This is a genomic window from Lysinibacillus parviboronicapiens (assembly GCF_003049575.1).
Taxonomy (GTDB): domain Bacteria; phylum Bacillota; class Bacilli; order Bacillales_A; family Planococcaceae; genus Lysinibacillus; species Lysinibacillus parviboronicapiens.
In genome coordinates this window covers 233,352-246,140 of sequence record NZ_PYWI01000002.1, presented here as the reverse complement: position 1 = coordinate 246,140, position 12,789 = coordinate 233,352, and the positions used below count along the sequence as shown (strand labels likewise).

The following is a 12,789-nucleotide window of genomic DNA, read 5'->3' as shown; positions in this document are numbered from 1 at the left end:
TCAATCCTGTTTCATGTGTACATGTAGTTTTTGTAAATAGCTCGATAATTGCCCGACTTCTTGTTCATTAAAACCTACAAGCATCTCCTGCAAATACTGCTGTCTTTTTTCAATAACCTCTTGTATAATACGTTCGCCCTTTTCGAGAAGATGAACAACAACAACACGACGATCATTTTCGTCACGCACACGCTTGACTAATTCATTTTTCTCCATCCGGTCCACTAAATCTGTTGTCGTACTAAATGCTAAGTATAAACGGTTTGACAAGTCGCCAATTGTAATATCACCAAGCTCTTCTAACCACTGTAACGCAACAAATTGTGGCGGCGTAATCGCATATTGTGAAACAATTTCTCTTCCTTTTTGCTTCACAATGGCCGCTATATAGCGTAATTCCTTTTCAACCGTTGCAACGGTTTCAGGTGAGTGCTTTGTTACTTCATCCGACATATAACTATTTCACTCCTAAAAATACGTTGAATAGTTCTATTTTGTCGTTTTTTTCACGAAATAGCAAGTGTCCAATTAGTCTAATTTGAATTCTTCTAAGCGTAACAGCTCAATTAACGCCTGAGATCGATTTGTTACACCAAGCTTTTGAATTGTATTGGAAATGTGGTTTCGCACTGTTTTTTCACTAATACCAAGCTGCTCTGCAATATCCCTCGTTGTTTTTTCAGCTAATAAAAGCGCAAATATTTCACGTTCTCGGTTTGTTAAAAGAGAACGATGATGAGAGCCAGTCATTTTCAGTCACACCCTCCTCCCCCGCACGTATTGTAACTTATGTTAAGGAACGATGAGCGGTGACGGCTATTTTCATGTTTACCACGTGTTTCCACAAAAAATTCGGAAGTTTCTTCTTTAAATTATTTGTTTTTTATGTAATGGCACAACTTCTTCTTCACAATATTGCTTTAAAAAGCCAGAAAAAAATCAACTAATAACCAATGATGCTAAATGTGCCTTTTCTTCATCTGAGATTGGTACACTCTTTCCTGTTCGTGGATCCATTTGCACAACTGTACCACGTCCTGTGAAGCATACTTCATCTTTTTGATTTTTAGCTAAGTAATGAATATCCATTGATGAATTCCCAACTTTCGCTACTTTGGTAAACACACGAATGACATCGTCAAAGAAAACTTGCTTGACATAATCACATTGTAAATCAGCTACAATCGGTATGCCTTTGACATTTTCATCTATTGTTGAAGGCATAAGTATGCCTAAATGATTAAAATAATCGATCCTTGCCTGTTCAAAATATGTAAAGCTAACTGTATTATTCATATGACCAAACATATCCGTCTCGGAAAACCGCACACGCACTTCAATAAAAAACGAAAAATCCTTTACCCACTCTTGAAAGTCACCAATATAACTTGCCTTCATATTTTTTCATCCCCTTATATTAATCTACCTTACCTCAACAGCATGTAGCTAATGTGTCGCATTTACCACAGATGGAAAACAGGAGCTTTTCACGCATTAGGGCTATTTTCTATCAAGTTTATTCACCTCAAGCATTTTTTCTGGTTAAAGGTTGATATTAGCCCCCTCTAACGTATGACATCCGCAGAAAGCAGTATGTAACTCCTGATGATTGAAGCGAAAATGAATACATATTCATTATATAGGAAAATATTTTATTAGCATATAAAAATCTGATATTTCTGTGTTTTATTAAACAATTCCCTTGTTTTATCCATTCCCTTCTATAATTAAGTAAAAAAAAAACTCCCCTACACAGCTTGTGTAAGGGAGTATAGCTTGTACAATTAGTCAACAAAGTGATCAGAACCGAAGAAGTTACGGAACATTTGCACTGTCGTTGCACGGTTTAAAGATGCGATAGATGTTGTTAAAGGAATACCTTTAGGACAAGCAGCTACACAGTTTTGTGAGTTACCGCAGTTAGCAAGACCACCGTCACCCATGATTGCATTTAAACGCTCGTCTTTAATCATTGCACCAGTTGGGTGAGTATTGAAAAGACGTACTTGTGATAATGGTGCTGGCCCGATGAATGAAGCTTTTTCAGACACGTTTGGACATGCTTCCATACATACACCACAAGTCATACATTTAGATAATTCATAAGCCCATTGACGTTTACCTTCTGGCATACGTGGACCTTCACCTAAATCATACGTACCATCAATTGGCACCCATGCTTTAACTTTTTTAAGTGCGTTGAACATACGATCACGGTCAACTTGTAAGTCACGAATAACTGGGAAAGTTTTCATTGGCTCAAGGCGAACTGGTTCAGTCAATTGATCAATCAGTGTTGAACAAGATTGACGAGGACGACCGTTGATAACCATTGAACATGCACCACAAACTTCTTCCAGACAGTTCATATCCCATGCAACTGGTGTTGTTTTTTCACCATTTGACATAACTGGGTTCTTTTGAATTTCCATTAATACAGAAATGACGTTCATACCGTGGCGGTAAGGAACTTCGAATTTCTGCCAGTAGCCATTGCCACCTTGTGTATCTTGACGTAAAATTTCAACTTTTACCATTCTTCCAGTATTAGCTGCGATATCCATAATTCTTAGTCTCCTTTCGCAGAGTAGTCACGTTTACGTGGTGGGATTAATGACACGTCAACTTCTTGGTAAGTGATGATTGGCTCGCCTGTAGCAGGATCGAATTTCGCCATAGTCGTTTTTAAGAAGTTTTCATCATCACGTTCTGGGAAGTCTGGTTTATAGTGTGCACCACGAGATTCGTTACGTAGTAGGGCACCTTTTGTCATTACTTTCGCTAGGTAAAGCATGTTTTTCAACTGACGCGTAAAGTGAGCACCTTGGTTACTCCATTTTTGCGTATCATTGATGTTAATGTTTTCCCAACGTTTTTGTAATTCGCTAATTTTTTTGTAAGTTTCTTCAAGCTGATCGTTAAAGCGTACAACTGTCATTGTCGCAGTCATTAACTCACCAAGCTCTTTGTGAATAAGGTAAGCGTTTTCTGTGCCGTCCATTTTCATGATAGCATCCCACTTAGCTTGTTCTTCTTTTACGCGTGCATCATATACTTCTTGTGGAGTATCTTCAGCATGCTTTTTAAGATGTTTAACGTAATCCACTGCATTTGGACCAGCAACCATACCACCGTAAATAGCAGATAATAATGAGTTTGCACCAAGACGGTTTGCACCGTGTTGAGAGTAATCACATTCACCTGCAGCAAATAAACCAGGAATTTCAGTCATTTGGTTGTAGTCAACCCATAATCCACCCATTGAGTAGTGAACTGCTGGGAAAATTTTCATTGGTAATTTACGTGGGTCATCGCCTACGAATTTTTCATAGATTTCGATAATACCACCAAGTTTAACATCTAATTCATGCGGATCTTTATGTGAAAGATCTAAGTAAACCATGTTTTCGCCGTTGATACCAAGTTTTTGGTTTACACAAACGTCAAAAATTTCACGTGTTGCAATATCACGTGGTACTAAGTTACCATATGCAGGGTATTTTTCCTCAAGGAAGTACCAAGGTTTACCGTCTTTGTAAGTCCAAATACGCCCACCTTCACCACGAGCAGATTCTGACATTAGACGGTTTTTGTCGTCTCCAGGAATAGCTGTTGGGTGAATTTGAATGAACTCACCATTCGCATATGAAGCACCTTGTTGGTATACGATAGAAGCAGCAGAACCTGTATTGATAACAGAGTTCGTTGTTTTACCGAAGATAATACCAGGGCCACCAGTCGCCATAATAACAGCGTCTGCACGGAATGATTTAATTTCTTCTGTACGCATATCTTGCGCTACGATACCGCGACATACGCCGTCAGGATCGACTACTGCACCAAGGAATTCCCAGTGCTCATATTTGCTCACTAAACCAGCTACTTCGTGAGAACGAACTTGCTCGTCTAGTGCGTATAGTAATTGTTGACCAGTTGTTGCACCAGAGAAGGCTGTACGGTGCATTAAAGTACCACCGAAACGACGGAAGTCAAGTAAACCTTCAGGCGTACGGTTGAACATTACACCCATACGGTCCATTAGGTGAATAATACCAGGGGCTGCATCACACATACCCTTAACAGGTGGCTGATTTGCTAAGAAGTCCCCACCATATACTGTATCGTCAAAGTGAATCCAAGGAGAATCCCCTTCACCTTTCGTATTTACCGCGCCATTAATTCCGCCTTGCGCACAAACAGAGTGTGAGCGTTTTACAGGAACTAATGAGAATAAATCAACTTCAGTACCAACTTCAGCTGCTTTAATCGTTGCCATCAGACCAGCTAAACCGCCGCCGACAACAATTATTTTGCTTTTCGCCATGATTATTTCTCACTCCTCTTAAAAAATTGCCATGATTGCATGTGCTCTATAGTAGCCTCTATTGATTATACGAAAGCTAAAATAGCAGCCACACCCATAACACTTAAAATTACGAAAATAATGTTTGTTACATAAGTAGCAACCTTTTGAGCCTGTGGAGATTGTGTAATACCCCAGCTTACTAGGAATGCCCATAAACCGTTTGATAAGTGGAAAGTTGCTGATAAAATACCAACAATGTAGAATCCAAGCATAAATGGATTTGCAACGATATCTGCCATCATGTCGTATTCAACGTGCGCTCCAAGTGCTTTTTGAATACGAGTTTGGAAAATATGCCATGCAATGAAAATCACTAGGAATACACCAGTGAAGCGTTGTAATGAGAACATCCAGTTACGGTATGTGCTAAAACGACCTGTATTTGGTGTAGCTGTAAAAGCAATGAACACACCATAGAAAGCGTGGAACATCAATGGGATATAAATAATTACCCATTCCATAAGCAACAATAGAGAATGTGGAAATAGTTCCATTACCCCTGTTGCTTCATTGTAAGCTTCTTCACCGCCAACAGCAGTGAAGTTTAATGACAAGTGGAACGCCAAAAACAAACCTACTGGAATGACACCAAGTAGAGAATGTAAGCGGCGCCATAAAAACTCTCGATCTTTCGACAAGACTGTTACCCCCCTTAGTACTTAAAATAGCACAACAAAAGAAGTCACCATTTTGTAAATGAAACTTCATTGACTGTGTATTTCATCATGGTACAATATTATGACATGTTTATTGTACTCTCAAGAGCTACGAGCGTCAAGGTAACTTGGAGTTTTTAATAGCCCTTATTAAGGTAATAATCTAGTACATGATGCGTTATTTTTTCTCGAAAAATCTATCTTTACTTTAACACTGCCAAATTATAAGAAAATTCTAAGAAAGAAGGATATCAATGTTAAATACTCCATCTCCTACAATATCATCATTTGGGTATGAGATAATCCGCGATCATATTCTATCTTCCATTCTTGGTAAACATGAAAATGACGTGCTTTATTGGGCTGGAAAAGAGCTTGCTAGGAAGTTCCCCTGTAAAAGTCAAGAAGAAATTATCGCATTTTTCGCAGATGCCTGCTGGGGTACTCTAGAACTTACGAAGGAATCGAAGGATGGACGTATCTTCCATTTAACAAATGAGCCAGCACTTTTACAACTTAAAAATCGTAGTTTTCGACTTGAAGCTGGATTTATAGCTGAGCAGATTCAGCAAGCAAAAGGCTATTTGACTGAATGCTACGATGAAAAACGTGAAAAGCAACAGCTCGTAATGTTTACCGTCAAGTGGGATGTGAAAGAGCGTATCATGAACACGATTCCGTCAGAGTAATAGAGAAGGATTGTCATTCCTGTCCCTTGCGAATGGCAATCCTTTTTTATTTTAACTCGTTATTGTCGACACACCTCTTCTTTATACTTGAAGCGCTTCAGCTAAATTAAATTCCGCATGCAAGGCGTTAGCTGCATGAATCATATCGTCTTGGGCGACAACAACAGATACTTTAATTTCTGAGGTACTTACCATTTTCACTGGAATACCTTTACGACGTAAACAATTAAACATACGTGCAGCAACTCCTGGATTCGACGCCATACCTGAGCCGATAATTGATACCTTCGCTAAGCCAACTTCAAAATCAGCAAAACTAAAACCTAATGATAATTTACTATTTTCTAAAACGTGTAGCGCTTCTGCAAATTGCTCTTTCAAAATCGTAAATGATACAGACGGCTTCAAGCCATCTATAATGGCCTGGACAATAATATCTACATTTATACGATTCTCTGCCAATACCGCAAATATATCTGCTAAGGAAGCATCTGAATAGGCATCATAGCCAACAGTTAAGCGGATAATGTCTGATTCAAAAGCCACACCACGCACGATTAAATTTTTTTCCATTTCAACTTCCTCCTTTAATAAGGTTCCAGCGACATCTACCATGCTCGAACGAATAACAACGGGCATTTGGAACTTTTTCGCTAGCTCCACTGCACGTGGATGTATAATATGCGAGCCCAAATTTGACAGTTCTAGCATTTCATCATATGAGATTTCCTTTAACTTTTGCGCTGCTGGAACATGACGTGGATCGGCTGTATAAACCCCGTCTACATTTGTGAAAATATCGACGCGTTCCGCATGAATAGCTGCAGCAATGGCAACCGCTGACGTTTCTGCCCCACCTTTACCAAGTGATGTAATGTTTTGAGCATCATCTATGCCTTGTTCACCCGCGACCACAACAATTTGCCCCTGTTCAAAATGTTTTTCAATACGCGTTACATCAATATCTTCAATACGTGCATTGCAGTGCTTGGCATCAGTTTGGACGCCTGCCTGCCAACCAGTTAAAGACACTACGTCATAGCCTGCTTCCTGAATTGCAATCGCCAATAACGCACTGGCTACTTGTGAAGTCGTTGAAAATAGTACGTCCAGTTCACGCTTTGAAGCATTGTCCGATATATCGCGTACTATCTTTGCTAACTCTTTGGATGTACGCCCCATTGCCGCTGTCACAACCACTACATCAAGTCCGCGCTTCTTTTCGGCAATTGCCTTATTCGCGACCTCCTGAATATAATCCGTTGACGCTATCGCTGGACCGCCAAATTTAAGTACAATTCTTGTCATCGTTCTCATTCTCCTTTTAACGCGATTACACCTTTACGTGGATTGTAAATTGTGCTAATACGATTCTCACTTATCAATCCTAGAGACGCTTTAGCCAACTACATAAGCCACTTAGACGTTGACACAGTATAGTAAAACCTTAGCGATCATCACTCACTTTGATAAAGGAATACATGCAAAATAATATAAAAGATCCGTCCTTTGAACATCAAAAAGGCAGCATTCACGAAATGGGAAAGCTGCCTGCAACATGAACAATATATAAAGCTTGCGCATGTGTGATAGCTCTCCGAAACCTCAAGATTCGACAGTCTTACATTTCTTAAATGCAAAACCAGCAAAGCATCGGAAACAACGATACTCCACTTCGGCAAGCTTCCCTTTCACACATTATCCTAGGGTTTGTTCCCCCTCCAATGCGCTACTATTAAACCTTGCACCTCTATCATCACTAAAATAGTGAATATTATATTAATAGTTACGTTAGCATATGTCTAGTCCTTTGACAATGCTTCTTGCTGAAAATAAGTGTAAATATTGCTAGCTAAATTAGCGGGTATGCCCGCCTCTTGTAGCGCGAGCTCGCTCGCCTCTCGTATTTTCTTCACCGAGCCAAAATGCTTTAACAACTGTTGCTTTCTCTTCGGCCCAATGCCCTCAATTTCATCGAGTACTGATTGGATTGCATTCTTTTCATGCTGTTGTCGGAGGAATGTAATCGCAAAACGGTGCACTTCGTCCTGAATGCGTTGTAATAAATAAAATCCGTCACTCGTACGTTTTAAAGCTACGACCTCTGGAGGATCTCCAAATAAAAGCTGTGAGGTATTGTGTTTATCATCTTTCGCTAAGCCAGCAATTGGTATAACAAGGCCCAGCTCATCCTCTAACACTTCTCGTGCAACTTCCATTTGCCCTTTCCCACCGTCAATCAGTACTAAATCAGGCAATGGCAAGCCTTCCTTTAATACCCTTGAGTAACGGCGACGAATCACTTCTTGCATTGCCCCATAGTCATCATGCTTGGCAGCTGTGCGCGTTTTGTACTTACGATATTCTTTCTTTGCGGGTTTCCCGTCAACAAATACGACCATTGCTGATACAGCATCTGCCCCGTGCATATGACTATTATCAAATGCCTCAATACGCAATGGAGCCGATATGCCCATCGCCTCACCGAGTGCCTCACATGCACCTATCGTACGTTCTTCTTGACGTTCGATGAGTTGAAACTTAGCCTTAACAGCAATCTCCGCATTTTTTGTTGCTAAATCTACTAGCTCTTTTTTCTGACCCCGCTTCGGCGTAAGTACCTTCACATCAAGTAGTTCCGTTAAAATGGTTGCATCTATGGCCTGCGGAATAAAAATTTCTTTTGGTTTAATGTGTTCAAGCTTCTCATAAAACCGACCAACAAATGTTAAAAATTCTTCCTCGGCATCCTGATAAATTGGAAAAATCGAAACATCTCGCTCAATCAGTTTGCCTTGGCGTACGAAAAAGACTTGTACACACATCCAGCCCTTTTCTACCGCATAGCCGAAGATATCTCGATTCGTCGTATCACTCGATACAATCTTTTGCTTTTGCATAACGGTATCGATATGAGCAATTTGATCGCGGAATTCCTTCGCTCGTTCAAACTCTAGGTTTTCAGCAGCTGCAAGCATTTTCACTTCAAGCTCTTTTTTGACTGTTTCAACCCCACCATTTAAAAACTTTGTCATATCCTCAATCATATCGTGATAAATTTGTCCATCAATTACTTTTACACAGGGTGCTAAACATTGCCCCATATGGTAGTACAAGCACACCTTTGATGGTAATTGCACACATTTTCTAAGCGGATATAAACGATCAAGTAGCTTTTTAGTCTCACTTGCAGCATATGCATTTGGATATGGGCCGAAATACTTCGCCTTATCTTTTTTTACCTTCCTTGTCGTAATTAGACGTGGATATTTTTCATTAGTAATTTTTAAATATGGATACGTTTTATCGTCTGTTAGCATGACATTGTATTTCGGATCATGCAATTTGATGAGATTAAGCTCTAAAATAAGTGCCTCTAGGTTTGACGATGTCACAATATATTCAAAATCCTCAATTTCACTAACAAGGCGCTGTGTTTTTCCCTCATGTGTTCCCGTAAAATATGAGCGCACACGGTTTTTAAGGATTTTAGCCTTTCCTACATAAATAATTGTGCCTTGCCTATCCTTCATCAAATAGCAGCCAGGCTGATCTGGTAAAATGTCAAGCTTGCGTTTGATTAAATCATTCATCGCCTACCTGCCCCCCCTTTTCTTACATTATATAACGAAAAAAAGCCAAGCACATCTAAAGATGGCCCGGCTTTTCCTTTATTGCTGATTAAGCGTGTTTCGTAATGAAAGCTTCTAATGCTTCTTTTGGTTGGAAACCAACTGTTTTGTCTACTAATTCCCCATTTTTGAATAATAGTAGGGAAGGGATAGACATGATTTGGTATTGCGCTGCTGTACCTTGGTTGTTATCTACGTCTACTTTAACAATTTTAGCTGCGCTACCTGCAGCGTCCATTTCTTCAAGAACTGGACCAATCATTTTACAAGGTCCGCACCAAGCAGCCCAAAAGTCTACAAGGACTAACCCTTCTTTAATATCATCTTGGAAAGTTGCATCTGTTGCATGTACAATTGCCATTTGAAATCCTCCTTAAATCTTACTATGCTTGTAGTATAGCATGGATAAATTCGCTTGAGCGAACAATCTGCTTAGATTGCATAATTTATGAAAAACAAGGATAAAAGAGTCGAAAAAGACATTATATTGATAATCGATTCAGCCTAATTTTCTTGAAAACGACCTTTATACACATACGTTAAGGTAATAAAGATATAAATGGCTAATGTAATACCTGTGACGATAATAGATGTTGTAAAAATAATGCCAATCAGAATGGCACTTAGCGCAATAATTGCAATCCACGTTGTATAAGGGAACCATTTTACCGCGTAGGCACTTGTTTTTTCAGCTTGTTTTTGACGCGACTTCAGATGCGCAATGGCAATGATTAACCAAATAAATAACACCGTATATCCAAGGGAGCCCATTAGAAAATCAAAGGTTTTACTACCTGCAAATAAAGAAATGATTACACCCATGTATAAAGCTACAGTACACATCAATATAGCATATACTGGCACTTTTCTTTTCGATAAATGTGCAAATATTTTAGGAATACGTCCATCCACTGCTTGTGTATATAGCACGCGTGAGGAACCATAAAGCCCCGAGTTCATTGATGAAATAATTGCAAGTAAAACGACTGCGTTCATAATATGGTCTGCACCAGGAATACCAATCATGTTAAACACCATCACAAACGGACTTTCTGGCACTCCATTTACTTCATTCCAAGGAATTAAGCTAACGATAATAAAGAAAGGCAGTAAATAGAAAGTGACAATACGTACTAATGTACTACGCACAGCTTTTGGCACTACTTTTTCAGGATTTTTCGTTTCAGCTAGAGTAATACCAATAATTTCAGTACCACCATAAGAATAAATAACGACAAGCATGGCAGCAATTAAGCCCGTTGATCCATTTGGGAAGAAACCACCGTGCTCCGTTAAATTAGAAAATCCAACAGCTGTATGATTGCCAAAAGTAACTAGTAACAAAACTAATCCCGCTATGATAAACACCACAATAACGGTAATTTTAATTAACGCCAGCCAATATTCTGTTTCTGCAAAAACTTTAACCGATAATAAGTTAATGGCTGTAACTAACACTGATACCGATAAAGCAAGGATCCAAATGGGATAATGGGGTAACCAATATTGAATAAAAATAGCCGCAACTACAGATTCCGCCGCTATATTTAACACCCACATCTTCCAATAAATCCAATCTAGAAAATACGCTGGATACTTTCCTAAAATTGTTTGTACTAAATCTCTAAATGTTCTGGCTTCATTATTTCGAACGGCCATTTCTGCTAAACCTTGCATAACAAATAATAGAATAATACCACCTATTAAGTACGCTAAAAGCACTGATGGGCCCGCCATATCTATAGCTGCACTGCTCCCTTTAAATAACCCGGCACCAATGGCACCACCTAAAGCCATCATCGTAATGTGCCGTGAGGTCATTGTTCTCTGTAATTTCTGGTTGACTTTTTCCATTTTCTTACCTCCTAAAATCAAAAAAGGCATATCGTCTGTTCCTTCATTATCAAATGAAAGAAGAGACGATATGCCATAGCAAACCGCGGTACCACTCTAATTGGTTCTTATCGAACCCTACTTAAAAACCTTGTAACGAAGGTTAATCGTCAAACAAATAGAATAATCTGTCAATTCCATTTATCTTACCACTCCTAGGCAAGTTCAAAGTCTTATTGGACTGCGTTGCACCATCCCGCAGCTCTCTTCACCAAATAATGAGCTTTTACTACTCCTAATCTTTGCGTTTCAAAACATTATTATTGAAAAATTTAATTATTATCCATCACTATACGGTCTATTATGCACTCTGTCAATATTTTATTTTGCAATAACTTTCAAAAGTGAAACGGCCTACATAAATATTTGCTAAAAATCTATTACAAAAAAGCAGGGAAGATTATCCTCCCTGCGTGACATATAAAACTATTATTTATGCGTTCACTTTTAACGCTTTGAACTCTTCAATTAGAAGCGGTACTACTTCGAATAGGTCGCCTACAATCCCATAATCCGCAATTTTAAAGATATTTGCCTCTGGGTCTTTATTAATCGCTACGATTACTTTTGAATTCGACATACCCGCTAAGTGTTGAATTGCTCCAGAAATACCTGCTGCAATGTAAAGGTCGGGTGTTACAACTTTACCAGTTTGACCAATTTGTAGTGAATAGTCACAGTATTCAGCATCACATGCGCCACGTGAAGCACCAACTGCACCACCAAGTAAATCGGCTAATTCTTTTAATGGCTCGAAACCTTCTTCTGATTTCACACCGCGCCCACCAGCAACAACTACTTTTGCTTCTGAAAGATCGACACCTTCCGAAGATTTACGAACAACTTCTTTAATAATTGTGCGTAGGTTGGTAATTTCTACAGATACTGCAGACACATCACCAGATTTACCCGCTTCTTTTTCTAAAGGTGCGATATTGTTTGGACGAACAGATGCTAAAACAACTCCGTCTTTAACTTTTACTTTTTCAAAAGCTTTACCAGAGTAGATTGGGCGGATGAATACTACATCATCCCCTGCACCTTCAATTGATGTTACATCAGATACAAGACCTGCTTTCAATTTACTTGCGATTTTTGGTGATAAATCTTTACCATTAGCTGTATGACCAAAGACAATTCCAGTTGGATTTTCTTGTTCGATTACAGCTAGCAAAGCCTGTCCAAAGCCGTCTGATGTATATTGTTTTAAATGTGGATGCTCCACAGTTACGACACGATCAGCACCATACTCGAATAATGGACCTGTAAGATTTGCTACAGCATCCCCTAAAAGAACACCAACAACCTCGCCCCCATCAGCGATTTGTTTAGCTGCTGCAATTGCCTCGAAAGATACGTTACGTAAACTTCCTTCACGAACTTCACCTAATACTAATACTTTTTTTGACATAGTATATTCCCTCCGTTACCCTTTAAGATTCGATTTACATCATCATTTACACCTCGGCCTTTTTTCGTCCGGATATGTGAAGTGTACTTAGGATGGCACGATGGCCGACGGTCATTGTGCTAAAGCCACAGGTTACCATTGT

12 protein-coding genes, 1 riboswitch and 1 other annotated feature are annotated in these 12,789 nt (G+C 39.3%); of the genes, 1 reads left to right on the top strand and 11 read right to left on the bottom strand.

Translation table 11 applies throughout. The annotated features are described in order from the left end of the window. The 6 genes from C9J35_RS03555 to C9J35_RS03530 form a co-directional block, all read right to left on the bottom strand. Complete coding sequence (locus C9J35_RS03555; RefSeq protein ID WP_107923450.1) at positions 1–453, bottom strand: MarR family winged helix-turn-helix transcriptional regulator; 453 nt, start codon at positions 451–453, stop codon at positions 1–3. A gap of 75 nt (positions 454–528) precedes the next feature. After that, positions 529–750, bottom strand: coding sequence for a helix-turn-helix domain-containing protein (locus C9J35_RS03550; RefSeq protein ID WP_107923449.1), 222 nt, complete (start codon positions 748–750; stop codon positions 529–531). 189 nt (positions 751–939) lie between these two features. Beyond that, the gene (locus C9J35_RS03545) at positions 940–1,398 is read right to left on the bottom strand and encodes an acyl-CoA thioesterase (protein WP_107923448.1); all 459 of its coding nucleotides are present in this window, start codon (positions 1,396–1,398) and stop codon (positions 940–942) included. A gap of 386 nt (positions 1,399–1,784) precedes the next feature. Further along, the gene (gene sdhB, locus C9J35_RS03540) at positions 1,785–2,564 is read right to left on the bottom strand and encodes a succinate dehydrogenase iron-sulfur subunit (RefSeq protein ID WP_107923447.1); all 780 of its coding nucleotides are present in this window, start codon (positions 2,562–2,564) and stop codon (positions 1,785–1,787) included. A gap of 5 nt (positions 2,565–2,569) precedes the next feature. Next, entirely contained in the window at positions 2,570–4,324 is a 1,755-nt protein-coding gene (gene sdhA, locus C9J35_RS03535; protein WP_107923446.1) for a succinate dehydrogenase flavoprotein subunit, read from the bottom strand. A 65-nt stretch (positions 4,325–4,389) separates the two neighbouring features. Beyond that, entirely contained in the window at positions 4,390–5,004 is a 615-nt protein-coding gene (locus C9J35_RS03530; protein WP_107923445.1) for a succinate dehydrogenase cytochrome b558 subunit, read from the bottom strand. A 272-nt stretch (positions 5,005–5,276) separates the two neighbouring features. On the opposite strand from C9J35_RS03530, the gene C9J35_RS03525 reads away from it, so the two are divergent. Further along, on the top strand, positions 5,277–5,711 hold the full coding sequence (locus C9J35_RS03525; RefSeq protein WP_054767286.1) for a YslB family protein: 435 nt from the start codon (positions 5,277–5,279) through the stop codon (positions 5,709–5,711). Between the two features lie 81 nt (positions 5,712–5,792). Here C9J35_RS03525 and C9J35_RS03520 read toward each other — a convergent pair whose 3' ends face one another. From C9J35_RS03520 to C9J35_RS03500, 5 genes are all read right to left on the bottom strand, one after another. After that, positions 5,793–7,019, bottom strand: coding sequence for an aspartate kinase (locus C9J35_RS03520; protein ID WP_107923444.1), 1,227 nt, complete (start codon positions 7,017–7,019; stop codon positions 5,793–5,795). Positions 7,020–7,293: 274 nt separating this feature from the next. After that, a riboswitch (Lysine riboswitch) is annotated at positions 7,294–7,472 on the bottom strand. A gap of 41 nt (positions 7,473–7,513) precedes the next feature. Continuing rightward, a complete protein-coding gene (gene uvrC, locus C9J35_RS03515) occupies positions 7,514–9,304 on the bottom strand; it encodes an excinuclease ABC subunit UvrC (protein WP_107923443.1) in 1,791 nt (596 codons plus the stop codon). 88 nt (positions 9,305–9,392) lie between these two features. Further along, positions 9,393–9,704, bottom strand: a complete 312-nt coding sequence (gene trxA / locus C9J35_RS03510) for a thioredoxin (protein ID WP_054767285.1) — start codon at positions 9,702–9,704, stop codon at positions 9,393–9,395. 143 nt (positions 9,705–9,847) lie between these two features. Further along, positions 9,848–11,197, bottom strand: a complete 1,350-nt coding sequence (locus C9J35_RS03505; RefSeq protein ID WP_054767284.1) for an amino acid permease — start codon at positions 11,195–11,197, stop codon at positions 9,848–9,850. Positions 11,198–11,255: 58 nt separating this feature from the next. Continuing rightward, positions 11,256–11,488: a binding site (T-box leader), on the bottom strand. 181 nt (positions 11,489–11,669) lie between these two features. After that, positions 11,670–12,647 (bottom strand): electron transfer flavoprotein subunit alpha/FixB family protein, encoded by a 978-nt coding sequence (locus C9J35_RS03500; RefSeq protein WP_107923442.1) that lies wholly within the window; start codon positions 12,645–12,647, stop codon positions 11,670–11,672. Positions 12,648–12,789: the final 142 nt, after the last annotated feature.

What these genes read in the sequence shown, in the direction of transcription:
- sdhB (WP_107923447.1), bottom strand. Translation starts at nt 2,564, where the DNA reads ATGGATATCGCAGCTAATACTGGAAGAATGGTAAAAGTTGAAATTTTA.
- C9J35_RS03550 (WP_107923449.1), bottom strand. Translation starts at nt 750, where the DNA reads ATGACTGGCTCTCATCATCGTTCTCTTTTAACAAACCGAGAACGTGAA.
- trxA (WP_054767285.1), bottom strand. Translation starts at nt 9,704, where the DNA reads ATGGCAATTGTACATGCAACAGATGCAACTTTCCAAGATGATATTAAA.
- C9J35_RS03520 (WP_107923444.1), bottom strand. Translation starts at nt 7,019, where the DNA reads ATGACAAGAATTGTACTTAAATTTGGCGGTCCAGCGATAGCGTCAACG.
- sdhA (WP_107923446.1), bottom strand. Translation starts at nt 4,324, where the DNA reads ATGGCGAAAAGCAAAATAATTGTTGTCGGCGGCGGTTTAGCTGGTCTG.
- uvrC (WP_107923443.1), bottom strand. Translation starts at nt 9,304, where the DNA reads ATGAATGATTTAATCAAACGCAAGCTTGACATTTTACCAGATCAGCCT.
- C9J35_RS03505 (WP_054767284.1), bottom strand. Translation starts at nt 11,197, where the DNA reads ATGGAAAAAGTCAACCAGAAATTACAGAGAACAATGACCTCACGGCAC.
- C9J35_RS03555 (WP_107923450.1), bottom strand. Translation starts at nt 453, where the DNA reads ATGTCGGATGAAGTAACAAAGCACTCACCTGAAACCGTTGCAACGGTT.
- C9J35_RS03545 (WP_107923448.1), bottom strand. Translation starts at nt 1,398, where the DNA reads ATGAAGGCAAGTTATATTGGTGACTTTCAAGAGTGGGTAAAGGATTTT.
- C9J35_RS03525 (WP_054767286.1), top strand. Translation starts at nt 5,277, where the DNA reads ATGTTAAATACTCCATCTCCTACAATATCATCATTTGGGTATGAGATA.
- C9J35_RS03500 (WP_107923442.1), bottom strand. Translation starts at nt 12,647, where the DNA reads ATGTCAAAAAAAGTATTAGTATTAGGTGAAGTTCGTGAAGGAAGTTTA.